The sequence below is a fragment of the Kitasatospora sp. GAS1066B genome (assembly GCF_041262605.1).
Taxonomy (GTDB): Bacteria; Actinomycetota; Actinomycetes; order Streptomycetales; family Streptomycetaceae; genus Kitasatospora.
The window spans coordinates 210440-235735 of record NZ_JBGCCO010000008.1 but is presented as its reverse complement, the minus strand read 5'-3'; the positions used below and the strand labels follow the sequence as shown (position 1 = coordinate 235735).

General features: G+C 71.6%; 22 protein-coding genes and 1 pseudogene. 16 read left to right on the top strand and 7 right to left on the bottom strand.

The genetic code is table 11. The features are described from left to right. Nucleotides 1-39: 39 nt before the first annotated feature. The 4 genes from ABH937_RS11745 (at nucleotide 40) to ABH937_RS11730 (ending at nucleotide 4595) form a co-directional block, all read left to right on the top strand. A complete protein-coding gene (locus ABH937_RS11745) occupies nucleotides 40-1263 on the top strand; it encodes a beta-ketoacyl synthase (protein ID WP_370218174.1) in 1224 nt (407 codons plus the stop codon). A 238-nt stretch (nucleotides 1264-1501) separates the two neighbouring features. Further along, nucleotides 1502-2119: a hypothetical protein gene (locus ABH937_RS11740; protein WP_370218158.1), complete on the top strand. Its 618-nt coding sequence runs from the start codon at nucleotides 1502-1504 to the stop codon at nucleotides 2117-2119. A gap of 352 nt (nucleotides 2120-2471) precedes the next feature. After that, on the top strand, nucleotides 2472-3290 hold the full coding sequence (locus tag ABH937_RS11735; RefSeq protein ID WP_370218157.1) for a hypothetical protein: 819 nt from the start codon (nucleotides 2472-2474) through the stop codon (nucleotides 3288-3290). Nucleotides 3291-3323: 33 nt separating this feature from the next. Further along, nucleotides 3324-4595, top strand: coding sequence for an MFS transporter (locus tag ABH937_RS11730; protein WP_370218156.1), 1272 nt, complete (start codon nucleotides 3324-3326; stop codon nucleotides 4593-4595). Here the strand turns inward: ABH937_RS11730 and ABH937_RS11725 are convergent. From ABH937_RS11725 to rpsR, 5 genes are all read right to left on the bottom strand, one after another. Next, the gene (locus ABH937_RS11725; protein WP_280690843.1) at nucleotides 4555-4854 is read right to left on the bottom strand and encodes a hypothetical protein; all 300 of its coding nucleotides are present in this window, start codon (nucleotides 4852-4854) and stop codon (nucleotides 4555-4557) included. The two genes, ABH937_RS11730 and ABH937_RS11725, sit on opposite strands and share 41 nt — an antisense overlap. Nucleotides 4855-4983: 129 nt before the next feature. After that, on the bottom strand, nucleotides 4984-5592 hold the full coding sequence (locus ABH937_RS11720; protein WP_370218154.1) for a GNAT family N-acetyltransferase: 609 nt from the start codon (nucleotides 5590-5592) through the stop codon (nucleotides 4984-4986). A gap of 281 nt (nucleotides 5593-5873) precedes the next feature. Then, complete coding sequence (locus tag ABH937_RS11715; protein WP_370218153.1) at nucleotides 5874-7259, bottom strand: uracil-xanthine permease family protein; 1386 nt, start codon at nucleotides 7257-7259, stop codon at nucleotides 5874-5876. A 225-nt stretch (nucleotides 7260-7484) separates the two neighbouring features. Further along, a complete protein-coding gene (locus ABH937_RS11710) occupies nucleotides 7485-8732 on the bottom strand; it encodes a GTP-binding protein (RefSeq protein ID WP_370218152.1) in 1248 nt (415 codons plus the stop codon). Then, entirely contained in the window at nucleotides 8729-9040 is a 312-nt protein-coding gene (rpsR, locus tag ABH937_RS11705) for a 30S ribosomal protein S18 (protein WP_370146450.1), read from the bottom strand. The genes ABH937_RS11710 and rpsR overlap by 4 nt, the downstream gene beginning before the upstream one ends. A gap of 161 nt (nucleotides 9041-9201) precedes the next feature. Here rpsR and rpmG point away from each other — a divergent pair, with 161 nt between their 5' ends. From rpmG to ABH937_RS11675, 6 genes and pseudogenes are all read left to right on the top strand, one after another. After that, nucleotides 9202-9366 carry a 50S ribosomal protein L33 gene (gene rpmG / locus ABH937_RS11700; protein WP_280690840.1) on the top strand — a complete coding sequence of 55 codons (165 nt, stop codon included), beginning with the start codon at nucleotides 9202-9204 and terminating at the stop codon, nucleotides 9364-9366. Nucleotides 9367-9412: 46 nt separating this feature from the next. Beyond that, complete coding sequence (locus tag ABH937_RS11695) at nucleotides 9413-9682, top strand: type B 50S ribosomal protein L31 (RefSeq protein WP_280690839.1); 270 nt, start codon at nucleotides 9413-9415, stop codon at nucleotides 9680-9682. A gap of 22 nt (nucleotides 9683-9704) precedes the next feature. After that, nucleotides 9705-9962: pseudogene (locus ABH937_RS11690) on the top strand (ferritin-like domain-containing protein); the annotation flags it as partial. A gap of 87 nt (nucleotides 9963-10049) precedes the next feature. After that, complete coding sequence (locus ABH937_RS11685; RefSeq protein ID WP_280690838.1) at nucleotides 10050-10331, top strand: hypothetical protein; 282 nt, start codon at nucleotides 10050-10052, stop codon at nucleotides 10329-10331. A 243-nt stretch (nucleotides 10332-10574) separates the two neighbouring features. After that, the gene (locus ABH937_RS11680) at nucleotides 10575-13460 is read left to right on the top strand and encodes a hypothetical protein (protein WP_280690837.1); all 2886 of its coding nucleotides are present in this window, start codon (nucleotides 10575-10577) and stop codon (nucleotides 13458-13460) included. A gap of 46 nt (nucleotides 13461-13506) precedes the next feature. Further along, nucleotides 13507-17910: a hypothetical protein gene (locus ABH937_RS11675; protein WP_280690836.1), complete on the top strand. Its 4404-nt coding sequence runs from the start codon at nucleotides 13507-13509 to the stop codon at nucleotides 17908-17910. Between the two features lie 3 nt (nucleotides 17911-17913). Here ABH937_RS11675 and ABH937_RS11670 read toward each other — a convergent pair whose 3' ends face one another. Beyond that, nucleotides 17914-18777 carry a peptidoglycan-binding domain-containing protein gene (locus ABH937_RS11670; protein WP_280690835.1) on the bottom strand — a complete coding sequence of 288 codons (864 nt, stop codon included), beginning with the start codon at nucleotides 18775-18777 and terminating at the stop codon, nucleotides 17914-17916. Between the two features lie 278 nt (nucleotides 18778-19055). On the opposite strand from ABH937_RS11670, the gene ABH937_RS11665 reads away from it, so the two are divergent. After that, nucleotides 19056-19841 (top strand): DUF427 domain-containing protein, encoded by a 786-nt coding sequence (locus tag ABH937_RS11665; protein ID WP_280690834.1) that lies wholly within the window; start codon nucleotides 19056-19058, stop codon nucleotides 19839-19841. Between the two features lie 6 nt (nucleotides 19842-19847). Beyond that, entirely contained in the window at nucleotides 19848-20351 is a 504-nt protein-coding gene (locus tag ABH937_RS11660) for a metallophosphoesterase (protein WP_370218151.1), read from the top strand. Between the two features lie 17 nt (nucleotides 20352-20368). Here ABH937_RS11660 and ABH937_RS11655 read toward each other — a convergent pair whose 3' ends face one another. After that, nucleotides 20369-20626 carry a DUF1049 domain-containing protein gene (locus tag ABH937_RS11655; protein WP_280690832.1) on the bottom strand — a complete coding sequence of 86 codons (258 nt, stop codon included), beginning with the start codon at nucleotides 20624-20626 and terminating at the stop codon, nucleotides 20369-20371. A 386-nt stretch (nucleotides 20627-21012) separates the two neighbouring features. Here ABH937_RS11655 and ABH937_RS11650 point away from each other — a divergent pair, with 386 nt between their 5' ends. The 4 genes from ABH937_RS11650 to ABH937_RS11635 all read left to right on the top strand — a co-directional run bounded on the left by ABH937_RS11650 (nucleotide 21013) and on the right by ABH937_RS11635 (nucleotide 25283). Beyond that, nucleotides 21013-21774, top strand: a complete 762-nt coding sequence (locus ABH937_RS11650) for a DeoR/GlpR family DNA-binding transcription regulator (RefSeq protein WP_370218150.1) — start codon at nucleotides 21013-21015, stop codon at nucleotides 21772-21774. 221 nt (nucleotides 21775-21995) lie between these two features. After that, on the top strand, nucleotides 21996-23360 hold the full coding sequence (locus tag ABH937_RS11645) for a sugar ABC transporter substrate-binding protein (RefSeq protein WP_370218149.1): 1365 nt from the start codon (nucleotides 21996-21998) through the stop codon (nucleotides 23358-23360). Nucleotides 23361-23445: 85 nt separating this feature from the next. After that, nucleotides 23446-24414 (top strand): carbohydrate ABC transporter permease, encoded by a 969-nt coding sequence (locus ABH937_RS11640; RefSeq protein ID WP_370146446.1) that lies wholly within the window; start codon nucleotides 23446-23448, stop codon nucleotides 24412-24414. Further along, nucleotides 24411-25283 carry a carbohydrate ABC transporter permease gene (locus ABH937_RS11635; RefSeq protein ID WP_370218148.1) on the top strand — a complete coding sequence of 291 codons (873 nt, stop codon included), beginning with the start codon at nucleotides 24411-24413 and terminating at the stop codon, nucleotides 25281-25283. The genes ABH937_RS11640 and ABH937_RS11635 overlap by 4 nt, the downstream gene beginning before the upstream one ends. Nucleotides 25284-25296: the final 13 nt, after the last annotated feature.

The following is a 25296-nucleotide window of genomic DNA, read 5'->3' as shown; positions in this document are numbered from 1 at the left end:
CGCGGCACGCTAGTAGAGGAGACACAAGTGATGAATCCGATGACGGCCGGTCAGACGCCCGCGCTGGTGACCGGCCTGGGCGCGACCACCCCACTGGGCGGCGACGTCGACTCGACCTGGGCGGCACTGCTGGCCGGGGAGTCCGGGGTAACGGCACTCGACGACGAGTGGGCGGCCGGGCTGCCGGTGCGGATCGCGGCGCGCCTGCGGGTCGAGCCCTCCGAGGTGCTGGACCGGGTGCAGCTCCGCCGGCTGGATCGCGCACAGCAGGTCGCCCTGGTCGCCGCCCGCGAGGCGTGGGCGCACGCCGGTCGGCCCGAGGTCGACCCCGACCGGCTGGCGGTGGTCATCGGCACCGGCAACGCCGGCCTGCTGACCGCCCTCGGGCAGGACCACATCCTGCAGGCCTCCGGGATCCGTCGGGTCTCGCCGCACACCATCCCGATGATGATGCCCAACGGGCCCGCGGCCTGCGTCAGCATCGAACTCGGCGCCCGCGGCGGGGCCCACACGCCGGTCAGCGCCTGCGCGTCCGGCGCCGAGGCGATCGCGATGGGCCTGGACCTGATCCGGCTGGGCCGAGCGGACGTGGTGATCGCCGGCGGCACCGACGCCTGCGTCCACCCGCTGCCGATCGCCGGGTTCGCCCAGGCCAAGGCCCATTCGACCCGCAACGGGGCACCGCAGGAGGCCTCCTGCCCGTTCGACACCAAGCGCGACGGGTTCGTCTTCGGCGAGGGGGCGGCACTGGTCGTGCTGGAGCGCGCCGACTTCGCCACGGCCCGCGGCGCGCGGGTGCACGCGGCGCTCGCGGGGACGGGCGTCAACTCGGACGCGTACCACATCACCGCGGGCAGCTCGGACGGCCAGATCCGGGCGATCCGGCTGGCCCTGACCTCGGCCGGGCTGACCCCGCTGCAGATCGACCTGGTGCACGCGCACGCGACCTCGACCGAGCTGGGCGACCTGACGGAGGCGCAGTCGATCACGGAGGCGATCGGCACGCATCCCGTCGTCACCGCGAGCAAGTCGATGACGGGCCATCTGTTCGGCGCGGCCGGGGCGGTCGGGGCGCTGGTGGCCATCCTCGCGCTCCGGGACTCGGTGGCGCCCGCGACCCGGAACCTGACGGTGCTGGACCCGCGCGTCAAACTCGACGTGGTCGCCGGCGCGGCACGGCGCGGGGAGTACCGGGCGGCGCTGACCAACGCCTTCGGCTTCGGCGGGCACAACGTCTCGCTGGTGTTCACCAGGACGGGCTGAGACCGCCGGGGCGCGCCCACCCGGGCGGCCGGCGAGGACGCATCGGCGAGGGGGCGGTGCTGGAGGGGCGGTGCCGAAGGGGGCCGCGGGGGCGGCAGTTTGCGTGGGTGCGGTGGACAAGACGTTCTACGCGCGTCATCAACAATTCACCGCACACCTCCTTCCGGGGACACCGGTCAATCGCTGTCATGGACGCATCCACTCGGCCCCACGCCGAGTCAACTCCCTTGGAGCTCCCATGCGTTCGATGCACCGCCGGTTCGCGAGAAGCACCACCGCAGTCGCGCTCACCCTCTCCGCCGGCACCCTCGCGCTGGTCGGCGCCCCCACCGCCCAGGCGGGCGACATCCGTACGGTCGGCGTGGCGGCGGCAGTCGGGGTATTCGCAACGGCCGTCCCGCACACGGCAGACAGCGCCGGCAGCTGCTCGCAGAGCTACCTGCCGCTGCCCGACCCCAGCTGCACGCCGGGTGCGCTGAACCCGGATGTCACCCAGGACACCATCGACTCGACGATCTGCGTCTCCGGCTGGACGGCGACCGTCCGGCCGCCGACCTCGTACACCAACCGCCTGAAGGCGCAGGGGATCGTGGACTACGGCTACGCGGACACCAACATGTCCGACTACGAGGAGGACCACTTCATACCGCTGGAGCTGGGCGGCTCCCCCACCTCCCCGCTCAACCTCTGGCCCGAGCCGCACTCCAGCGCCAGCGGCGGCAGCTCGTACGGGAAGGACGGGGTGGAGAACAAGCTGAAGGCCGCCGTCTGCTCGGGCCGGGCGCAGCTGGCGGACGCGCAGAACGCGATCGCGACGGACTGGACCACGGCGCTCAGCACGCTCGGGCTGGGCTGAGCCTAGCGGGCTGGACCGGCCGGGCGTTGGACTGATCCGGTGTCAGCCTCCGTGCCACGCGGCGGGGATGCCCGCGGACCGGGGCGGGCCGTGCCCATAGTGGGCCATGGAGCCTGGCGCGGAACCCGGATCGACAGCGCCAGTCAGTCGTCGCACGGCGCTGCGGACCGGGGTCGGTCTCGTCGCCCTCGCCGGGTGCACCGGCGGGGGCAAGTCGAGCAGCGGCGCCACGAGCCCGGGCCGGAGCGCGGGGCAAGCCGGCACCGCGGAGGCCACGCCGGCGGCGACCCGGTCGGCGTCGGCATCCGCCGCGTCCACCGGCCCGGGGAGCCTGCCGGCCACCACGGCCTGGGTGCCCGGGCCCGGCGAGATCCAACCGGACGTCAAGCTGCGGGCCGTGCAGCTGATCGAGGCGCTCGGCAGCTGGCCGCCCGGCGGCTCAGGGGCCGCGGCGGCCGGTGCACGGGTCGCCGCGCTCGGTGGCGTGGACACCGCGCTGGTGAGCCAGGCCGGCCCGCTGCTCCCGACCGCCGATCAGGCGGCGCTGCAGGTGATCGACGCGCAGTACGGCGGCATCCTGGCCGACTCGGCGAGCGTGCTGGTGGTCTGCGATCAGTGGACCGCCGCGAGCCCCACGGGCCCGGTCACGGCGGGCGGCACCACGGTCGATGTCCGGCTCAGCGCGGCCGCACCGCGCTGGACCGTCACCGCGCTCCACCCGGCAGCGCCCGGCGCCGCGGCCGGCAGCCTGTCGGCCGCCGCGAGCTCGGTCCTCGCGGACAGCCGGATCGAGCTCCCGCCCGCCGCGCTCGCCGACGTGCGCAGCGGCTCGGTGCACGACAGCGTGCTGCAGGCGATGCTGACGCTTGCTCGGACGTACTCGATGTCGGTCAGCGTGGTCCGCTCGGGGCACCCGTTGGACGTGTTCGGCACCACCCGGCCGAGCGACCATCCGCTGGGGCGGGCGTTCGACGTCTGGCGGATCAACGGGCGCACCGTGGTGGATCCGACCACACCGCAGGACCTGGTGGACGGGTTCATGCGCGCCGCGGCCGCGGCCGGGTCGTACAACGTCGGCGGTCCGCGCCAGCTCTCCGGCGGGACGACACCGAACCAGTTCTTCACCGACGACACGCATCACGACCACGTGCACGTCGGGTTCAACAGCTGACGAACGTTTCGGCACCGAAATACCATCGCCGCCGTGACGCATCCCCTGCGCATCCGCGCCTTCCGGCTGCTCTTCATCGGCCGCACGCTGTCCTCGGTCGGCGACGCCGTCGTCCCCACCGCGCTCGCGATCGCGGTCACCCGGGCCACCGGCTCGGCCGCCGCGCTGGCCACCGTGCTGGGCTGCGCGATGGTTCCGCGCCTGCTGCTACTGCCGATCGGCGGGGTGGCCGCCGATCGGTGGGACGCGCGGCGGGTCGCCCTCACCACCGATCTGGTGCGCTGCCTGTGCCAGCTGACCGTCGGCCTCGAACTGCTCGGCGGCCGGCCGAGCCTGCCGCACCTGGCGATCGTCTCGGCGATCGGCGGGGCCGCTTCGGCGTTCGCCATTCCCACCCGGATGCCACTGGTCGCCGGGACGGTGGACGGGCCGGCCCGGCTCACGGCCAACTCGCTCACCGCTTCGGCCACTTCGCTGGTCCAGCTGTGCGGGCCCGCACTGGCCGGCCTGCTGATCTTCAGCGTCGGCGCGGGCTCGGCGTTCCTGCTGGATTCGGCCTCGTTCCTGGTCAGCGCGAGCATGCTGACGCTGATCCGGGTCCGCCGCACTCCCATCGCCCGCCGCACGCTGCTGGCCGACCTCGCCGAAGGCTGGTCGGAGGTGCGCTCGCGCGACTGGTACTGGAGCAGCCTGCTGGCCCACGCGGTCTGGAACGGGGCGGCCGCGGTGCTGGCCACCCTCGGCCCGCTGCTCGCCGCCCGCCGGCTCGGTGGCGACGGGACGTGGATCGCCGTGCTGGAGGCCGGCGCCGTCGGACTGACCGTCGGCTCGCTGCTGGCCGGCCGCCTGACGCCGCGTCGGCCGGTGCTGGTCGGCAACCTCGGCCTGGCGACCTACGCGATCCCGCTGGTGCTGCTCGCCCTGACCGCGCCGGCACCGCTGCTGATCGGCGGTTACGCGATGGCGATGGGCGCGCTCGGGTACCTGAACCCGGTCTGGCAGACCGCCGTGCAACAGCACATCCCGGCCCACGTGCTGGCCCGGGTCAGCTCGTACGACTGGGTGCTCTCGCTGGCCGCGACCCCCGTCGGCTACCTCCTCACGCCGCTGGCGGCGGGCGCCTGGGGTGCCTCCGCCCCGCTGCTGATCGCCGCCGTGCTGGTCGCGGGCAGTTGCCTGGGCACCGCCGCCTTCCCCGGCGTGCGCCGCCTGACCACGGCGGTCCCGGCGGCGACGGCAGCAGAAGCGGCAGCAGGAGAGCGGCTCAGCGCCAACGACGGGTCCGCGGCGGCGGAGCGTCCATGATCTCCGGGTTCGCCATGAAGAAGAGCAGGTGCCCGCAGCCACGGCAGGCCAGCGCTTCCACCGTGCTCTTGCGCGAGAACACCTTGCCCGGCACGAAGACCTTGACCAGCAACCGACCGGCCCGGTCGGTGTGCGGGTCGACCTCCACCGCGCGCAGCTCGCCCGCGCAGAGCGGGCAGGCTGCCGGCGCGTGGTAGGTCGATCCGTCCGACGGCCAGTCGTCGGCTCCCCCGTCCGGGCTCCTGTCCGGGTTCCGCACTCTTCCACCCCCATGGTTGATCGCTGCCATTCCGGTCCCCCGGTTGGCCTTGGTGGTGCAGGGTAGCCCCCGCACGCTCGACAGGCGCCGGGTGGGTCGGGCCGAATCCTCCGTCCCGCCGGCCGCCGATCAACCGCTCGCGGTCAGCTCCTCGGCGAGCAGATCCATCAGCAGCCCGTCGTGCCAACTGCCGTCCGCACCACGCTCGTAGCGGCGCATCACGCCCACCGGCCGGAACCCGACCTTGGCGTAGCAGCGGATCGCGGCCGCGTTGTCGGCGGCCGGGTCGATCACCAGCCGATGGTGCCCCAGCGCGGTGACCAGGTGGCGGGCCAGCGTCCGCACGGCGTCGGTACCCAGACCCTGGCCGTGCAGCAGCGGGTCGAGGTAGATGTCGATGCTCGCGTGCCGGTACTCCGGCTCGGACTCCTGCGACCACTGGATCGCCCCGACCACCGTGCCCTGGTGGACGATGGCCAGCGAGTGGTTGCCGGGCTCCGCGAAGTCCTCGGCGACCGCCGCCGCCAGGTCCGCACCACCGCGCCAGCGCTGGTACACCTCGGGGGTACGGCGGATCTCGGCCAGTGCCGGGATGTCGGCGGCGGTGGCCGGGCGCAGCACCACCCGGGCGCCGTGCAGCGTCGGATCGACGGCCGGGTGGGCGCGTTCAGGCGCCTCGGACGGTTCGGGCGGTTCGGACGGTTCAGGTGATTCGGGTGAGTGCGACGGTTCAGGCATGTTCTGACGCTCCCTCAGCCGGACCGGCGCCCGCCGGTCAGACCAGTATCTGCGGGGTCCATCCAACTCCAGCCCGGCCCGCTCGGCGCGTCGGCGGCGCTGGCCCAGGGCCTCTCTTACGGATCTTGGCGCCCGGCAAGATCCGTAAGAGAGGCCCTAGGTGGTGTGGAGCCTCACTGACAGTGCGGAGCGGGGGGAGGCTCCCTTCGTACTGTTTGCCGTCAGCTCGCGCGCACGTGACGAGGCGGACGGCTGCTCCCCGTGGTCCTGCCTCTTTGGAGTCAGCAGTCCGAGGTGCCGCCGTCGTACTCGCTGGTCCCCTCGTCCAGCAGCGGGGACTGCTGCTGTCTCATATGGGCCGGGGCCATCAGGCGCAGCACGTGGTAGCCGATCAGGACGACCAGGGTGCCCAGGGCGATGCCGCTGAGTGAGAAGGTGTCGGAGAACTTCAGGGACACGTTGCCGATGCCGATGATGACACCGGACGCCACTGGGACGAGATGGAGCGGGTTGGTCAGGTCCACCCGGTTGTGCACCCAGATCTGGGCGCCGAGCAGGCCGATCATGCCGTACAGGACGACGGTGATGCCGCCGAGCACACCGCCAGGGATCGCGGCGATCACCGCGCCGAACTTCGGGCAGAGGCCGAAGAGGATCGCGAAGCCGGCGGCGCACCAGTACGCGGCGGTGGAGTAGACCCGGGTCGCGGCCATCACACCGATGTTCTCGGCGTAGGTGGTGGTTGCCGGGCCGCCGACGCTGGTGGAGATCATGGTGGCGGCGCCGTCCGCCATGATCGCCGCGCCCATCCGGTCGTCCAGTGGGTCACCCGTCATCTCGCCCACGGCCTTGACGTGTCCGGCGTTCTCGGCGATCAGTGCGACCACGACGGGCAGGGCCACCAGCACGGCGGAGGCGGAGAAGCTCGGGGCGTGCAGAGTGGGCAGGCCGAGCCACTGGGCCTTGTCCACGCCGGAGAGGTCGAGCCGCCAGTGATCCGTCACCGCTCCGGCCCCGTTGGCGGCGTGGATCTTCCCGAAGATCCGGTCGAAGACCCAGGAGATCGTGTACCCGAAGACCAGGCCCAGGAAGATCGCGATCCGCGACCAGAAGCCGCGCAGCACCACCAGGGCGAGGCCGGTGAACAGCATGGTGAGCAGTGCGGTCCACTGGTCCTGCGGCCAGTACGTCCCGGCGGTGACCGGTGCCAGGTTGAAGCCGATCAGCATCACCACGGCGCCGGTCACGACCGGCGGCAGCACAACGTGGATCACCCGGGCGCCCGCCGCCTTGACCGCCGCGCCGCAGGCCGCGAGCACCGCCCCGACCACCAGCATGGCGCCCGTCAGCGTCGCTGCGTCACCCCCCTGGGCCTTGATCACTGCGGCCACGCCGACGAAGGAGAGGCTGCTGCCGAGGTAGCTGGGGATACGCCCGCCGGTGACCAGCAGGAAGAAGATGGTCGCGACGCCGGAGACCATCACGGCCAGGTTGGGATCGAGTCCCATCAGGACCGGTGCCACGAAGGTCGCACCGAACATCGCCACCACGTGCTGAGCGCCGAGCCCGACCGTGCGCCCCCAGCTCAGCCGCTCGTCCGGCTTGACCACTGCGCCAGGCGCGGGGCTCTTTCCGTCACCGTGCAGCTTCCAGCCGAAGCCCGCCATGGGCCACTCCCCTCGTCGGGATCGCCCACGCGGGCAGCTCGGAGCATCAGCGGATCACACGACACCTGCCGATGCAAAGCCCCGCCGCTGCACAAGTCGACGCGCGATCACCCCGCGCCGGGAAGCCGGTAGACCCGGCTGCACGCCGCCGCCAGAGCCTCGTGCTGCGATGCGGCCCCCTGGGGAATTGTTTCGTGGGAGCCGATGCTCCTCGGGCGGTGGTGACTACGTCAGGGCGGCGTGCTCGTGGTCGTGGTCGTCCTGGATCGCGTATTCGTCCCAGGCCGGGAACGGGTCCTCGAACGCCGTCCAGCCGCGCGGCCCGGCCGCGTGCTCGGCGCCGTCCAGCAGGCACTCGGTGAGCGCGACACTCAGCTCGTCCTTGCGCAGGCCGGTGCCGATGAAGACCAGTTCCTGGCCGTTCTGGACCGGCTCGTCGCCGAGACCGCTCAATGCCGTGCCGTCGGTCAGGCCGCCCAGGCCGGTCCGTTCGGTCAGGGTGGAGCGCATGCCGGAGGGTTCGAAGCGGGCGACCGAACCGGCCTGGGACCAGAGTCCGGTGACGGCTGGCCTCGAGGCCAGCCAGAAGAAGCCCTTGGAGCGCAGCACGGTGCCGAACTCCCCCGCGTCGAGCCGGCGGCTCACCAACTCCCAGAGGCGGCCGGGGTGAAAGGGGCGTTCGGCGCGGAAGACCAGGCTGCTGATGCCGTACTCCTCCGTCTCCGGGACGTGGTCGCCGTTGAGTTCGGCCACCCAGCCCGGGGCTTCCTGGGCCTTCGTCAGGTCGAAGCGTCCGGTGCCGAGCAGTTCGGCGGGCGGGACCCGGCCGGCGGTCGCGCGGATGATCCGGGCGGTGGGGTTGAGGCGGCTGAGCGCGGCGGCCAGGCGGTCGGCCTCCTCGACGGTGACGAGGTCGGTCTTGTTCAGCACCAGGACGTCGGCGAACTCGACCTGGTCCATCAACAGGTCGCTGACGGTGCGTTCGTCGTCCTCGTACTGGTCGAGCCCGCGGGCCGTCAGCTCGTCGCCGCCGCGCAGCTCGGGCAGGAAGTTGGCCGCGTCCACCACGGTGACCATGGTGTCCAGGCGGGCGAGGTCGCCGAGCGTGGCGCCGTCATCGCGGGCGAAGACGAAGGTGGCCGCCACGGGCATCGGCTCGGAGATGCCGCTGGACTCGATCAGCAGGTAGTCGAAGCGGCCGGCCCGGGCGAGGCGGTCGACCTCCTCCAGCAGGTCGTCGCGCAGCGTGCAGCAGATGCAGCCGTTGGTCATCTCGACCAGGCGCTCCTCGGTCCGGGAGAGCGCTCCCCCGCCGTCGCGGACCAGCGCCGCGTCGATGTTGATCTCGCTCATGTCGTTGACGATCACCGCGACCCGCAGGCCGTCGCGGTTGTTCAGCAGGTGGTTGAGCAGGGTGGTCTTGCCCGCGCCGAGGAACCCGGACAGCACGGTGACCGGCAGCCGCCCGCTCACCGTCCGGCCCTCGCGGCAGCCGGAGCGCCGGAGACGTACGGCAGCAGGGCCATCTCTCGGGCGTTCTTGATGGCGCGGGCCATCTGGCGCTGCTGCTGTGCGGTGAGGCGGGTGACGCGGCGGCTGCGGATCTTGCCTCGGTCGGAGACGAACTTCCGCAGCAGGTTGGTGTCCTTGTAGTCGATGTAGGTGATGCGGGCTTCGTGCAGCGGGTTGGGGCGCGGCTTGCGGTCCCGGCGGGCGGGGGCGATCTTGGTCACGGTTTCCTTGCCGGGCTGGCGACCGGTGAACTGGCAGTGGGCGGACATGACGACTCCGAATCACAGGAGCAGGGCGGCGGCAGGCGGGCCAGCACACGGGAATGCGCGCCGCCGCCGCGAACGTTGGAGCGACAGTACACCAGATGAAAACGAAAACCATTACGCTAGAGTCTGGTGCACGCCGCCACGACGCGCCTGGAAGGACCCCCATGGCCCGCAACGAACTGCGCCCGATCATCAAGCTGGGCTCCGCCGAAGGGACCGGCTACACCTACGTCACCCGCAAGAACCGCCGCACCGACCCCGACCGGCTGGTCCTGCGCAAGTACGACCCCGTCGCCCGCAAGCACGTCCTCTTCCGCGAAGAGCGCTGACCCCGAACCCCGCCGCAGACCCCGAACCCCCTCCAGGAGGAACCCCATGAAGCCCGGTATCCACCCCGAGTACCGCCCCGTCGTCTTCCGCGACAAGGTCGGCGGCCTCAGCTTCCTCTCACGCTCCACCGCCACCAGCGACAAGACCGTCGAATGGGAGGACGGCAACACCTACCCCGTCATCGACGTCGAGATCTCCTCCGCCAGCCACCCCTTCTACACCGGCAACGCCCGCGTCCTGGACACCGCCGGCCGCGTCGAACTCTTCCAGCGCCGCTACGGCCTCACCGGCTCGAAGCCCGGCACCCCGAGCTGACCCCGCCGAGAGCCGAGCGGAACTGCTTCCGTATGCGTGGGCCGCTCTGCCGGGAACTGATCCGCGCGGGTGGCGCGCACCCGGTCTGCGGCGACGACGCCAGGTCACCGCCCGATCTCCTGATAGCTTCGCCAACCTCTGCGAGGCCCCGGGGGCCCGGCCGACCACCGGCCGGGCCCTCCTGTCGATCGAGACCATCAGGGAGCAGGGCGAGGGGACGTCGGCCTCGCCCGATGCGCCGTTCACCCAGGACGCGCCGGCGCACTACTACGCGTTCGGCGAGATCTACCACGAACGCCGGCTGCGGCAGGTCGACGGGACCTGGGAGTTCAGCGGCGAGGCCGTCCCGTTCCCGGACGCCCGCCCGATGGGTGTCGTCCCCGCAGGCGGCTGGCCCGCCTCGGCCGACGAGGTCCGGCGGCTGCTCCAGCAGTTCGACGAGACCTACACGAGCGTTCTCCGCGACCTCCAGGGTGCGTGGGCGACCGGAGACGCATCCGCGGCGGACGCCGCGGTGGCCGCGATGCTCGAACTGGAGGAGCCGGCCGTCAAGCTGATGGACATCCCGCTGCCCGACGGTACCGGCAACTACGGCCCGCAGTTCCGACCGGCGCCCGGCGCCGGGGCGGAAGCCGGTGCGCGGTCGTAGCGCCAGAATGTCGGGCGGTCGGAACTCGGCGTGCACCCAGCCGGATTGTCGGGTCAGGTCGCCCACGCACCCTGGGAGGTACGGACGCTGCGCTGCGATCGCACAGCTGCCGGGGTTGTTCTCGGACCGGCGAGGGGACGGGGCCGGCTGCGCCACGCGGTCCGGGCATGGTCTCCAGGGTGCGCCGGTGAACGTCCGGTAGGTTCAGATACGTCTCTTCCGGGCTGCGGATGGCGAGGTCAGATGCCCGACTCCAGTGCCTCGGTGGTCCGGGCCGATGATCTGCTCGCGCTCGACTTCGAGTTCTACAACCTCACACTCAGTACGTCACACGGCTCCCCGCCGCAGCTGACCAGGATCACCAGCGGGCAGCCCGCGTACATCGTGGTGAAGTTGCCCCCGCAGCACCTCGCCGAGCCGGCCTTCACCGAGGATCCGGTCACCGGCCTGCCGCAGTCCGTGCCGGAGCTGCCGCTCAACTCGGTGTTTGCGGGAGAGAGCCGACTGGCCTTCCAACTCCCCGACGCCGTCCAGTCCGTGCCGTTCACGCTGGCGGCCCTGCTGGACTGGAGCAGCCTCGTGCCGAGCCTGCCGGCCAACGCGCTGCCCGCAGCACCAGACCTGACGGCCGGTCAGCCGGCTCCGGCGCCACCGGCGGACTGGCAGACGGCGATCGAACTCCCGTACCGCCTGCTGCTCTCACCGGATGCCAGTGGCCGCTGGACGCACGCGCTCTCGCCGGTCACCCGGGCCGGCGTCACCGAGCTGTGGCACACCCGGCTCGGCGCCCTGGGCCCGGACGGGAGCGTCACCGAAACCGCGCTTCCGGCGCTGCGGCCGGTCTGGGCGGTCGACCTGCCGGCGGGCAGCGTCGCGGACGGTTCCGGCGGGCCACTGGACACGCCGACCCGGCAGGCGATCGTCCTCGGCTCGGGTGACTTCAGCCCGCGCACCCCGGGCGGGCCCGCCCACCTGGCCCCGCCGCTGAGCGCCACCGGGCTGACGCTGTCCGCGCTGGGCGCCTGGACCGACCTGCGGGGTGCCTGGAGCCCGTCGGACTTTCCGGTCGGCGCGATCCAGCTCGTCTGGTGGCACCAGATCGTCGCCCAAGGCCGCGACCAGTACGCGCAGGCCACCCGGCTCGGCACGCTCTACCCGCTCGGGCTGCGCGCGGTCTCCGTGGCGGTCACCGAGCGCAAGCCGAGCACGGCGCGGGACGGCGTCAGCGGGGACATGCTGCTCACGCGGCCGAACCTGGTCGTGGTGCTGGAGCCGAGCATCGACTACGGGTCGCTGCCGACCCCCAGCCCGACCATGCCGCTGCGCAGCGTCCGCCTGCTCACCCGCTCGGTCTGGGCCGATCCACTGCCGGCGACACCGGAGGTGATCCAGGTCAAGGGCCTGCCGTACCAGTTCCACGTGGTCGGCCGGGACTGGCTCGGCTCGCCGGTCGACTTCAGCCTGCCGCTGCTGTTCGTCCCGGACGGCAGCACGTATCAGGCGACACACGACGCCTACGTCCCGGTCAACAAGCCGGTGTCCCTGCGGCGGCAGCGAGTGGCCCTCGCGCAGGAGGACCCGGCCAGCAGCGGCGGCACCACGTTGCCGGTCGACAGCATCACCTTCGACACGGTCGAGGCCCGCTCCGGTACCCCCCAGCCCGCCGCGGCCGGCCCGCCGCCGTACCTGCCGCTGCTCACGCAGGCGGTCGCCCAGGTGCCCGCCGTCGACCACCTGCTCGGCTCGACCTCTCCGCTCGGCCTGGTGACGCTTGGCCTGACGGATCCGAGCAGCACGCCCGGGAAGGTCTTCGCCACCCTCGCGGCTCAGGCGGGGCTCCCCTTCCCGCCGACCATCGCCGGTGGCCTGGCGGCGTCCCAGGCCGGTCTGACCGCGCTGTCCGCGGCGCTCGGTCCGCAGCTGTCCACGGCCGGCCTCCAGAGCCTGGGCCAGCTGCTCGGCAGCGGCATCGACCTGACGCAGATCATCGACACCTCGATGGCGCCGACGATGCAGCAGACCGTGAGCTCCGACCAGATCACCGTCACCTTCACCTGGCAGCCCACGCTCAGGACCTCCCCAGATCCTCTGGTGCTCAATCAGGGGGGCACGTCCGTCCTGGCGCTCAAGGCCGTTGCCGTCAGCCGGCTTTCGCCCCTCGCACCGCCGCCGCTGCCCGGTGGGCCGCCGCTGCCGCCGGTGGTGCCGGGACCGCCGAGTCTGACGGTCGACGGAAGCCTCAGCTGCTTCGCGCTCAGGTTCCCGATGATCGAGATCTCCTTCGCCTCGCTGGCGTTCCACTCCGAGACCGGCAGCAAGACCAGCCTCACCCCGCAGGGCGTCCGGGTGACTCTGCAGGACGAGTTGCAGTTTCTCAACGCGCTGGCCGATCTGGTGCCACTCGACGGGTTCGACGGCCTGCCCGACATCCAGGTCACTCCGCAGCGCGTGGTCGTCTCGTACGTGCTGGGCCTGCCGGGGTTCGGGATCGGCATCTTCAGCGTGGCGAACGTCCAGCTCTCCGTCCGGCTCACGCTGCCGCTCGTCGCGGGGGTGCCGACCGCCGTTCGGGTGGCGTTCTCCGAGCGGGACCATCCCTTCCAGATCGCCGTGGCCATGCTCGGCGGCACCGGCTTCTTCGCGGTGGAGGCCGACACCGCGGGCATCCGGTCGCTCGAGGGCCAGGTCGAGGCCGGCGCGAACATCACCGTCAGCCTGCTGCAGGTGGTCAACGCCAACGTCCATGCCCTGGTCGGGTTCTACTTCGGCCTGGACGACACCACCAAGCAGTTGACGTTCAGCGGCTACCTGCGGGTCGGCGGCGCGGTGGACGTGCCGGGGATCGCCGGGATCTCGATCGACTGCTACCTGGGGCTCACCTACCCTGTGGGCGGCACCTCCATCGTCGCGCAGGGAAGTCTCACGGTCGGCGTCCACCTGCTGACCTTCACCAAGTCCGTGACCCTCAACGTGGCGCACGAATTCCCGTTCCCCGGCGGTTCGAGCCAGTCGGCGGCCGCCGTTTCCGGCGCCGCAGGCCGACCATCGCCGGCCGGCCCGGGCGACCCGGCTTTCGACGAACTGCTGTCGGCCGCCGACTGGGAGACGTACTGCCGGGCCTTCGCCTGAGGCCCTGGCCCTGCCGCTGCCGCTGCCGCCAAGACAGGAAGCAAAGTTGACACTGAGTCAGACGGTTGTCTGGACCGCGCTGCCGAACGGCATCACCGGAGACCCCACCGCCCGCAGTCTGCTCCTGTCGGTGCTCGTCTCGCCGCGCCTGGCGAGCGACCAACCACAGGCCCCGCTCAGCGGGGACTTCGCCGACTGGCCGGCCCGCCTGGCCGACGCCACCTTCACCGTCCACGTGCCGGGCGTCGCGCCGGTGACCGCGACGCGGGTCGGCCAGGCGCCCGACTCGGCGCTCTGGAAGGCCCTGTTCGGGCCGTCCACCACGGTGGAGTCGTACGCCTTCGACGCCCTCGGCGACCAGCAGGTCTACAACTCCTACTCGGCCTCGGACCTGCACGGACAGATCCGGCAGCGCTACCAACAGTTGGGCGTCAACTCGATGGTGGGCGTGGATCGGGCCGGCCTTCGCACCGCCTTCGCCCCGCTGCTGTCGGCTTTCACCGGATCCGGATCCGGATCCGGACCCGGATCGGCCTCGCCGATCGCCGCCACGGACCCGGCCGTCACCCCGTTCGCCCGGCTCGCCGCGTTCCACGGCGGCGCGACGTTCCCCGTCTCGACTCCGCCGCCGGCGCCGCCGACGCTGGACTTCCACCAGGCGCTCACCTTCCTCGCCGACCACCCCGAACTCATGCGGCGACTGGGTCTGCTGATCGATCTGGAACTGCCCGCAGGCGCTCTCCCGCCGTCGCCGCAACTGCTCCAGGTGGTACCGGTGTTCACCTCGCCGCTGGTGGGCAGCTCGCTCAGTCCGAGCACGGCCTACCTGCTGACCGGCGACCAGTTCTTCGAGGCCGCTCCCACCCCGGCCCCGGTCACGCCCACCCCGGCCCCCGCCCCGACCGGTACCGCCGTGCCGGACCGAGTACACGAACCGGGACCGACCAGGTTTCCGACCGTCCCGGCACCGAACGAACTGGTGCACGGGCTGCTCAACCTGCCCTTCCAGAACGCCTTCGAGATCATCCAACTCGACCTGGACAGCAGCGGGTTGAAGGTCATCAACATGCTGTGCTCGCTGGCTTCGACGCCCACCGGACCGGACGACGGCAGCGGCCTGCCCGCGCTGCGCACCAGCGGAGTGAGCATCGCCCGGGCCGGCCAGGCGGTGAACCTGTTGAACCGGATGTCGGCGGCCGCCGCCACCAACGCCGCGCTCACCAACCCGGCGCTCCCCGGCGGCGGTTCGGCGACCCTGTACGCGGAGGACCTGGTGCGCGGCTACCGGATGGACGTCCAGGACGTCGCCACCGGCACCTGGCTGTCACTGCACCAGCGGGTCGGCACCTACACCTTCACCGAGTACCCCGGCGGTCCGTTCACCGTGACCATCACCGACGAGGGCGCCGTGCAACCGGTGGCGAGCAGACGGCTCGGCCCGGACGGCGTCCTGCCGGACCCCGCCTCGCCCTGGTTCATCCACGAGTCACTGCTGCGCTGGCAGGGCTGGAGCCTGGCGGCGCCGCACCCTGGACTGACCATCACCGACAGCGGGCCCGGCACGGTGACCAGCCAGCCGCCGATCGGCGGACTCCCGCTCCAGGCCGGCTTCCAGGTGGTACCGGGGACGCTACCGAGGCTGCGCTTCGGCCGGGCTTACCTGTTCCGGGTCAGGGCCGTGGACCTGGCCGGCAACGGCCCCGATCTGGCCGGGGCCCAGGCCGTGCAGGACGCGCTGACCGCCGCGAACACGACCGTGCCGGTGCTGCCGCCCGCCGACGGCCCGCCGTACGTCCACCGCCGGTTCGAACCGGTGCTGTCGCCGGTGCTGGTACCGGCCGAGCGGTTCAGCGAGGGCGAGTGCACGCAGCGGCTGGTCATCCGCAGTCGCACCGGGACCAGCACGGCGCAGTACGCCGGGCTGCTCAACTCCGAGGTCCCGACCGTCGGTCCACCCGGCGTCGAAGGCTACTTCGCCACCTGCGCGCGACACGCCGCGCCGCCCAGTTGCTCGCAGGCGATGGCGGAGGCGCACGGTGTCCTCGACGCCTCGTTCGGGACGGGCGCCGGCTTCACGCAGACGTACAACATCTCCCGCAAGGAGAAGGGCAGCCTCTCCGACAACTCGGTGATCGACATCGGCACCGGGCTGGCCGTGCCGATCCCGGGTATCACGCACGTCGCCCCGGGCACCGGCATCGTGACCACCCGGCCGAGCGTCGAGCAGGTGTCCGGGCCGGACGGCGGCTACGTCGTGCACCATGAGGACCAGCTGCAACTGCCCTACCTGCCGGACCCGCTCGCGCGTGGGGCAGCCCTGTTCGGGGTGCCGGGCGTACCCGACGGCCAGGCCGGGATGCTGGACGCGAGCGGTGCGCTGACCTTCGCCCCGTCAGCGCTCAGCGCCCCGACCCTGGCAGCACTCGGCGGCCCGTCGGTGCACCTCGACTTCGGCGCGAACTGGCCCGAGCAGCAGCCGTTCCGGATCCAGCTCGCCGAGCCGGACCCCACCCGGCCGCCCGGCACCCGGCTGCCGAGCTGGGATCCGCGGGCCCGGGTGCTGACCGTCTACCTGGCGCAGGCCGAGCAGGCCCAACTGCGGCTCAGCAGCTACCTGTCGACCACCGCCACCCAGCCCGCCGACCCGGCGCTGCTGGACAGCCTCGGAGTGTGGCGTTGGGTGGCCGACTACCAGCCGCCCGGACCGGACGACGTTCCTGCCGCGCTGCTGGGCGGCCACCGGATGCTCACCCCGTCGCGCACCGTGCAGTTGGTGCACGCCGTCGAGGCCCCGCTGGCGGCTCCGGCCCCCAGCGGGTTCCCGAAGACCGCGCCGCGCGATCTGGAGGCCACCTTCGCCTACGTCGGCGGTTCGCTGACCGTGCACGGCCCGAGCACCGCCAAGGTCGACCTGCTGGCCACCTGGACCGACCAACTCGACCTCGACACCGAAACCGGGCCGATGTCCAGGGCGCGTACCGCGCACGTCCTGACGGTGCCGGTCACCCTGCCCGGCGAGGACGACGGCACTCCGGTCACCCCCGCCGACACGGTGTCACCCGCCGGCTACGACCCGGTGGCCGGCGTGATCACCTTCCAGCCCCCGTCTCCCGGCGACGAGTCGGGGCGCACGTACCTCGCGCGGCACGAGTTCGGCGACACCAAGGCCCGCACGGTCAGCTACCAGGGCGTGGCCACCTCGCGATTCCGCGAGTACTTTCCCCCGGCGGTGACGGGTGACCCGCAGCGGATCACCGTCACCGGCCCGGCCGTCGCGGTCCAGGTGCCGAGCACGGCCCGGCCGGCCGGACCGACCGTGGTCTCCGTGCTGCCCACCTTCACCTGGCAGCGGGACACCAACCCGGACGGCTCCCGGGTGAGCGGCCGCAGCAGCGGTATCCGGGTGTACCTGGACCGCCCGTGGTTCTCCTCCGGGGACGGCGAGTTGCTGGGCGTGGTGTTCAACGACATCACGCACTACCCGCCCACCGAGCAGGTGGCGCCGTATGTCACCCAGTGGGGGCAGGACCTCGTCTTCACGTCACACCCGATCATCAGCAGCGGGCCCCAGTCCGGAGCGTTCGTCGGGGCGGCCGCCACCCAGAGCGGGCTGCAGCTCAGCGAGTTCTCCGTCCAGCCGAACGGCGTGCTCACCAGTCCCGTGAACATCCCCGACGTGTTCTCGGTGGCCGGGTACCCCGTCCAGTTCGATGCCGATCGCGGGCTCTGGTACTGCGACATCCAGCTGGCCGGGCCGGAGTTGGAGACGTACACGCCGTTCGTCCGACTGGCGCTGGCCCGCTACCAGCCGAACTCGCTGCCGGGTCTTGAGCTCTCCCGGGTGGTCCGCGCCGACGCCGTCCAGGTCCCACCACCGCGGACCGTCACGCTCACACCGACGGCGAACCCGGACGTGTTCCAGCTGCTCGTGCAGGGCCAGACGTACTACCTCGCGTCCTGGCACGACGGCGACGACGACTACTGGTATGTGGACTGGCCGGACGGCCCGATCAACCCCCGCCCGGCACTGGTCGAGGTCACGGTGGAGGAACGCGTCCAGGGGGCGTCGGACGATCTCGGCTGGAACGCCTACGGCGGCAAGGACAGCTCGGTGCTAGCCGATCCGAACGTGCAGCTGGCGGGCCAGGGGCCGCCCACGATCCCGAAGCAGCTGTGGACCGGGACGGTCACCCTGCCGCCGGGCCGGACGGACGGTCAGTTCCGCATCGTGGTTCGGGAGTGCGAGCACCTCGGCTCGGACAGGATGAAGCTCGATGAGGAACCGGCGGACTCGGTGCCGACGTCGTCGACCGGTCCGGGCACCGGCCCGCATCCGGAGACGCCCGTGACAGGGGTGCCCGTGACCAAGGTCGAGATCCGGATCCACCCCGGATACGGACGCCTGGTGTTCGCCGAAACCCTGGAGGTCGGAGCCAGGACCGCCCCCTGACGCTCAGGAGCCGGCCGGCACGCCGGTGCCGAGGGCCGCCCAGGTGGTCGGACCCACGATGCCGTCCGCGGTCAGCTGCTGGGCAGTCTGGAAGGCGCGCACCGCCGCGTCGGTGTCCGAGGCGAAGTTGCCGTCCACCGAACCGCTGAAGTACTGGAGCGTGGTCAGCCGGGACTGCAGGAAGTTGACGTCGTCCCCGGTCGACCCGATCTTGATCGTCGTGCGCTCGCCGGAGGGGATGTACACCAGGGTGGTGAGGTCGCCGCCCTGACTGACGATCCGAGCGGCGGTGAGGAACAGGGCGCGGTTCGCGGCGTTGCGCGGATCCAGGTTCACGCCCGAGAGATGGCACTGGGCCGCGGCGGTGGTCCAGTCGTGGCTCGCCGCGGCGGCCCGGAAGGCCGGCCACCCGGCGAAGTTGCTCCCCTGTGCCCAGGCCATGCTGAGCAGCCCGAGCTGGGCGTCGGCCGGCCAGCTGTCGTAGTCGGTGAACTGCTGCCTCAAGCTCGTCTCGTTGCTCGCGGCCTTGTTGCTCACCAGGGTGTCGATGGCCGGGTCCGGCAGCATCAGCTTGGTGAGCGGATCGCACGCGGTGTGCCCCTTCTGGGCGAACGTCGGGTCGGCCAGGGCGGCGTTCTTCACCGCGTTCCAGTCCTGGTCGATGTCGGAGCTGCCCGCTGCGGCCCCCGGGGTGGGCTGGTTGGACTTGAAGACGAAACCGCTCACAGCGAGCGCGGCACTCTCGGGGTCGATCAGGTTGCCGATGCCGATCGTGACGAGATTCTTCAGGTCGACGTACATGTAGGGCACCCGGCCCTCGAGCTGGGTGGAGAAGGCGAAGAAGTTCTGCTGGACGCTCTCGTACATGCCGATATCCCTTCGCACGGCTGCCGGCCACCGATCCACCGCGGCACTGCGCACCAGTGCTTTCCACCGTAGGTCGGGCCCTGGCGGACCGCCTCTGGGCGCACTTCCCCGCGCTCGCTGACAACTTGGGGCTTGCCACGCAGACAGGCGCCGGGCAGGCTCGGGTGAGTTCGGTCGCCGATCGCAAGCGCGCGGGCCGCGGCGAGGAACCTCGAGTGCGGGACCGGGGAGGCCTACGCTGGACAGCGGAGTCACCCGCCCCAGCAAGGGAGCCCGCCGTGCCCGATCATCGGGACTACCCCCAGGTCAACGTCCAGGTCAACCACGTCGAGCCGGTGCCGCGCCGGATCCGCGCCGTGCTGGCGGGAGAGACCGTCCTCGACACCACCCAGGCCCGCTACGTCTGGGAGGTGCCCTACTACCCGCAGTACTACATCCCGCTCACCGACGTCCGCGCCGAGCTGCTGGTGCCGGGCGACGGCACCGAGCCGAGCCCCCGCGGCACCGTCGAGCGCTACGGGCTGCGCGTGGGTGACACCGACCGGCCCGGCGCGCTCGGCCTGCTGCGGGAGTCACCGATCGATGGGCTCGGCGGCACCGCGCGTTTCGAGTGGGACGCCCTCGACGCCTGGTACGAGGAGGACGAGCAGGTCTTCGTCCACCCCCGCAGCCCGTACGTCCGGGTCGACGCGCTGCGCTCGACCCGGACGGTGCGCGTCGAGCGCGACGGCACGGTGCTCGCCGAGTCCTCCTCCCCGGTGATGGTCTTCGAGACCGGGCTGCCGACCCGGTACTACCTCAACCGCACCGACGTCGACTTCAGCCGCCTGGTCCCCAGCGACACCGTCACTGCCTGCCCCTACAAGGGCACCACCAGTGGCTACTGGTCGGCCCGGGTCGGCGAGCGGCTCCACCCGGACCTCGCCTGGTGCTACGACTTCCCCAGCTACCCGCTCACGCCCGTCGCCGGGCTGATCGCGTTCTACAACGAGCGGGTCGACCTCTTCCTCGACGGCCAGCGGCTCGGCCGCCCGCAGCGCCCCGGCACCCGCTCCGGCAGCTGACCCGCCGTGCGCCTGCTGATCACCTCGGACACCCACGTTCCCACCCGGGCCCGGCAGTTGCCCCGCGCCCTGCTGGCGGAAGTCGACCGGGCCGACTTCGTGGTGCACGCCGGCGACTGGGTGGACGAGGTGACCCTGGACCTGCTGGCCGCCCGGGCGAACCGGCTGGTCGCGGTCCACGGCAACAACGACGGCCCGCCGCTGCGCGCCCGGCTGCCCGAGGTGGCCGAGGCCGAGGTCGACGGCCTTCGGTTGGCGGTGGTCCACGAGACCGGGCCGGCCCAAGGGCGCGAACACCGCTGCGAGCAGCGGTTCCCCGAGGCGGACGTGCTGGTGTTCGGGCACAGCCACATCCCGTGGGACACCGTCACGCCTCGTGGTCTGCGCCTGCTCAACCCCGGCTCGCCCACCGACCGGCGGCGCCAGCCCTGGTGCACGTACCTGACCGCCGGGATCGACGGCGGGCTGCTCCAGCACGTGGAGCTGCACCGGCTGGCGCCCGGCGGCTGAGGATCGCGAGCGGCGGGTCAGTCGGGCCCGCGGCGGGACTGGCGTCGCCGATAGCCGAACGCCCCCACCACGACCCCGGCCAGCAGCATGAAGAGCAGCACCACCCACATCGCGGCGTTGATGGTGGCGAAGCCCCACAGGTGGATCCTGACCGTCCCCCGGTTCATCAGGATGAACCACACCGCCAGGACCGTCACGACTACCACAACGACCCTGGCGGGCGTGACGCGCACCCCACCGATCCGACGCTCGGCAGCGTCTCTGTTCGTAGTCATATGTCCAGTGTGCGACCCGCGCCCCGACGGTGCTTGGTGCGAAGCCGCGGCTGACCGCGCCGGGCCCGGTGCCGTCCGGTGTCGGCTGGGTCTCGTCCGGGTCTCGTCCGGGTCTCGCCCGGATCTCGCCCGGGTCTCGCGCGAGGCGCGGAGCGTGTGGCTTTCTGCGAATCGGCGGCCCGTGCCCGGGCATTCGGGCAGTCGATCACCGGCTGCAAGGCCGTAGCCGGCCGCTGACCTGCGCTCACCTCCGTTGGCAGCGGGCATGATTCGGGCATGTTCCAGCCCGCTTTGGAGCTGTCCAGCGCCCCGGCCCGGGGGTATAAATCTCACACGGGCAGATTCGGGCTTCCGATGTCCGATCGGGCGGAGGGGAGGAACGCGGGATGCGAGCATCGGAGCGCCAGCACCGGATCCTCGTCCTGGCCCGGCAGGAGGGCCGGATCGAGGTCACCGCCGCGGCGGCCGACTTCGGGGTCGCGTTGGAGACCATCCGACGGGACCTGAGCGAGTTGGAGCGCAGGGGGCTGGTCCGCCGTACCCATGGCGGTGCCTACCCCGTGGAGAGCACGGGCTTCGAGACCGACCTGGCCCAGCGGGTCACCCGGCACGTCGAGGCCAAACGCCGGATAGCGGCCGAGGCGGTCAAGCTGGTCGGCGAGGCGGAGAGCATCTTCGTCGACGAGGGGTACACCCCGCAGATCCTCGCCGCGCTGCTGCCGACCGAACGTCCACTGACCGTGGTGACGGCGTCGCTCTCCGCAGCAGCCGCCGTGGCCGACGCGGCGAACGTGACCGTCCTGCTGCTGGGCGGCCGGGTTCGCGGCCGGACCATGGCCACCGTGGGCTCCTGGGCCTGCCAGATGCTCGCGGGATTCGTCATCGACCTGGCGTTCCTGGGGTCGAACGGGATCTCCCGCGAGCTCGGCCTGACCACCCCGGATCCGGTGGTGGCCGACGTCAAGGCCAAGGCCCTCGAGGTGTCCCGCCGGCGGGTCTTCATGGGCCACCACAGCAAGTTCGGGGCCAGCAGCTTCTGCCGCTTCGCGGACGTGAGCGACTTCGAGGCGATCGTCACCGACACCGAACTGTCCAGCGCCGAAGCCCACCGCTACGCGCTGCTGGGACCACACGTCATCCGGGCCTGAGGCGGCAGTCCGAGGCACCGGCCTGCCGCCCCAACCTGACGCACCACAGCTGACGCACCACACCTGAGGCACCACACCGAACGGCAGTCCCCCCGCTGCCGTGGCCATCGCGCGACGCCCGAGCCACGACCACGGCCGATCCCCACGCGGCCGCGGCATCGATCCCACGCGTCGCGAACCGGTCCCACCCGACCGGGCTCGCCGAGAGAAGGAACAGCACCATGACGATCAGACAGTCCGTCCTGCGCAGGACCGTGCCGCTGGGCGCGATGGTCCTCTGCGGCGCCATGCTCGCGGCCTGCAGCGGTGCCGGCGGCGCCGGCGGCAGCTCGCAGGCGCACTCCATCAACGTGCTGATGGTGAACAACCCGCAGATGGAGGACCTGCAGAAGCTGACCGCGGACAACTTCACCAAGACCACCGGCATCAAGGTCAACTTCACCGTACTGCCGGAGAACGACGCCCGGGACAAGTTCACCCAGGACTTCTCCAGCCAGTCCGGCCAGTACGACATCGCGACCATCAGCAACTACGAGGTCCCGTTCTACGCGAAGAACGGCTGGCTGGCCTCGCTCAGCGGGAACTCCGCCAGTGACACCTCGTTCCAGCAGAGCGACATCCTGCCCACCATCCAGCAGTCCCTGACGTACAACGGCCAGCTCTACGCCGAGCCGTTCTACGGCGAGTCGTCGTTCCTGATGTACCGCAAGGACGTCTTCGCGGCCAAGGGCCTGACCATGCCGGCCAATCCGACCTGGGAGCAGGTCGCCGACCTCGCGGCCAAGGCCGACGGGGCGCAGCCGAGCATGAAGGGCATCTGCCTGCGCGGGCAGCCGGGTTGGGGCGAGCTGATGGCGCCGCTGACCACCGTGGCCAACACCATGGGCGGCACCTGGTTCGACCAGAACTGGCAGGCCCAGCTGACCGGTCCGGGCTTCACCAACGCGACGAACTTCTACGTGAACCTGCTGCGGGCGCACGGTGAGGCGGGCGCGCCGCAGGCCGGGTTCACCGAGTGCCTCAACGACCTCGAGCAGGGCAAGGTCGCCATGTGGTACGACGCGACCTCGGCGGCCGGCTCGCTGGAGGCCTCGGACTCGCCGGTCGCCGGGAAGATCGGGTACGCGCCCGCGCCGGCCGACCAGACCAAGGCCTCGGGCTGGCTCTACACCTGGGCCTGGGGCGTGCAGAAGGCCAGCACGCACAAGGACGACGCCTGGAAGTTCATCTCCTGGGCCTCCAGCCAGGGGTACGAGCAGCTGGTCGGCAAGAGCCTCGGCTGGTCCCGGGTCCCGGCCGGCAAGCGCGCCTCGACCTACAGCAACCCCGACTACGTGGCCGCCGCCTCGGCGTTCGCGCAGGCCACCAAGACCGCGTTGACCAGCGTCGACCCGCAGAACCCGGGCGTCCAGCCCAGGCCCGCGCCGGGCATCCAGTTCGTCGGCATCCCGGAGTTCACCGATCTGGGCACCCAGGTCTCGCAGCAGATCAGCGACGCGATAGCGGGCCAGATCAGCGTGGACCAGGCGCTGAAGAACAGTCAGGCGCTCGCTGCCAAGGTCGGCGCCAAGTACGCGGGGCACTGACACCCCCCGCGAACCCACCCGACAGCATCCCGGCCCCGCCCCGCCCACCCGCGGCGAGGGGCCCGTGCGAAGCGGAGAAACGCAAGTGAGCACTACCTCGATCACCGGACGCCGCAGCAGGGTGTCGCCGTCCGCCGGACAGAGCGCGCGGCCGGCGGCGGGCCGGCCGCGCGGCGCCTGGTCGCTCCGGGCGCCGCTGCTGCCGGCGCTGATATTCATGATCGTGGTCACCCAACTTCCCTTCGTGGGGACCCTGGTGATCTCGTTCATGCGCTGGAACGCGCTGGACCCGGGCAACCGCGGGTTCGGCGGCCTGTCCAACTACGCCGCGGCGTTCGACGATCCGGCGCTGCGCTCGTCCATCGTCACCACGGTGCTGCTGACCGTCGCCGTGGTGCTGGTGAGCCTGCTGCTGGGGCTGGTGCTGGCGCTGCTGCTCGACCGCCGTTTCCTGGGCCGCGGCGTCGTGCGCACGATGCTGATCACGCCCTTCCTGGTGGTGCCGGCGGCCTCCGCACTGCTCTGGAAGCACGCCATCTACAACGCCTCCTACGGTCTGCTGAACGGCTCGCTGACCTGGCTCTGGAGCCTGTTCGGCAGCTCGCACGCGCCGCAGCCGGACTGGCTCTCCAACACTCCGCTGATCGCCGTCGAGATCTCGCTGATCTGGCAGTGGACGCCGTTCATGATGCTGATCCTGCTCGCCGGGCTGCAGAGCCGGCCGCTGGACGTCGTCGAGGCGGCCCGGGTGGACGGGGCGAGCACCTGGCAGGTGTTCCGCTACCTCACCTTCCCGCACCTGCGCCGCTACCTGGAGCTCGCCGCACTGCTCGGCAGCATCTACGTGGTGCAGAACTTCGACGCCGTCTTCACGCTGACGTCCGGCGGGCTCGGCACCGCCAACCTGCCCTACACCGTCTACCAGACGTTCTATCAGGGCCACGACTACGGCCAGGCGTCCGCCGAGGGCGTCCTGGTGGTCATCTGCACCATCCTCCTCGCGACCTTCGCGCTGAGGACCGTCTCGTCGCTGTTCCGGGAGGAGTCACTGTGACGACCGCCGCCACCACCCTGCCCGCCGCGCGTCGCCGCGACGCCTCCGCTCGCCGCAACGGCGCCCTGCTCGGCCTGCTGGCCTGGCTGTGCGGTGTGCTCTTCTTCCTGCCGTTCGCCTGGATGGTGCTCACCTCGCTGCACAGCGAGTCGGCCGCCGCCACCAACCCGCCGAGCGTCGGGGCCGGCCTCACGCTGCAGGGCTACCGGGAGTTCTTCGGCGCCGGCAGCGGGGTCAGCCCCTGGCCGCCGCTGATCAACTCCCTGACGGCCAGCGTCGCCTCGACCCTGCTGGTGCTGCTGCTGTCGATCCCCGCCGCCTACGCGCTGTCGATCAGGCCGGTGCGCAAGTGGACCGACGTGATGTTCTTCTTCCTCTCCACCAAGATGCTGCCCGCCGTGGCCGGCCTGCTGCCGATCTACCTGATCGCGCAGAACACCGGGATGCTGGACAACATCTGGCTGCTGGTCATCCTCTACACCTCGATGAACCTGCCGATCGCGGTGTGGATGATGCGGTCCTTCCTCGCTGAGGTCCCCAAGGAGATCCTGGAAGCCGCCTCGATCGACGGCGCGGGGCTGCTCACCACCCTGGGGCGGATCGTGGCGCCCGTCGCCGCGCCCGGGATCGCCGCCACCGCGCTGATCTCCTTCATCTTCAGCTGGAACGAGCTGCTGTTCGCCCGGGTGCTGACCGGCGTCGTGGCCGGCACCGCACCCGTCTTCCTCACCGGCTTCGTCACCAGCCAGGGCCTCTTCCTGGCCAAGGTGTGCGCCGCCGCCGTCTGCATCTCCGTTCCGGTGCTCGTCGCCGGATTCGCCGCCCAGGACAAGCTCGTCCAGGGCCTCTCGCTTGGGGCAGTCAAATGACCAGTCAGATCCT

Excerpts from the sequence above, each read along its gene's own strand:
- ABH937_RS11740 (WP_370218158.1), top strand. The coding sequence starts at position 1,502 with ATGCGTTCGATGCACCGCCGGTTCGCGAGAAGCACCACCGCAGTCGCG.
- ABH937_RS11685 (WP_280690838.1), top strand. The coding sequence starts at position 10,050 with ATGGGTGTCGTCCCCGCAGGCGGCTGGCCCGCCTCGGCCGACGAGGTC.
- ABH937_RS11720 (WP_370218154.1), bottom strand. The coding sequence starts at position 5,592 with ATGCCTGAACCGTCGCACTCACCCGAATCACCTGAACCGTCCGAACCG.
- ABH937_RS11645 (WP_370218149.1), top strand. The coding sequence starts at position 21,996 with ATGACGATCAGACAGTCCGTCCTGCGCAGGACCGTGCCGCTGGGCGCG.
- rpsR (WP_370146450.1), bottom strand. The coding sequence starts at position 9,040 with ATGTCCGCCCACTGCCAGTTCACCGGTCGCCAGCCCGGCAAGGAAACC.
- rpmG (WP_280690840.1), top strand. The coding sequence starts at position 9,202 with ATGGCCCGCAACGAACTGCGCCCGATCATCAAGCTGGGCTCCGCCGAA.
- ABH937_RS11655 (WP_280690832.1), bottom strand. The coding sequence starts at position 20,626 with ATGACTACGAACAGAGACGCTGCCGAGCGTCGGATCGGTGGGGTGCGC.
- ABH937_RS11670 (WP_280690835.1), bottom strand. The coding sequence starts at position 18,777 with ATGTACGAGAGCGTCCAGCAGAACTTCTTCGCCTTCTCCACCCAGCTC.
- ABH937_RS11695 (WP_280690839.1), top strand. The coding sequence starts at position 9,413 with ATGAAGCCCGGTATCCACCCCGAGTACCGCCCCGTCGTCTTCCGCGAC.
- ABH937_RS11745 (WP_370218174.1), top strand. The coding sequence starts at position 40 with ATGACGGCCGGTCAGACGCCCGCGCTGGTGACCGGCCTGGGCGCGACC.
- ABH937_RS11715 (WP_370218153.1), bottom strand. The coding sequence starts at position 7,259 with ATGGCGGGCTTCGGCTGGAAGCTGCACGGTGACGGAAAGAGCCCCGCG.
- ABH937_RS11650 (WP_370218150.1), top strand. The coding sequence starts at position 21,013 with ATGCGAGCATCGGAGCGCCAGCACCGGATCCTCGTCCTGGCCCGGCAG.
- ABH937_RS11680 (WP_280690837.1), top strand. The coding sequence starts at position 10,575 with ATGCCCGACTCCAGTGCCTCGGTGGTCCGGGCCGATGATCTGCTCGCG.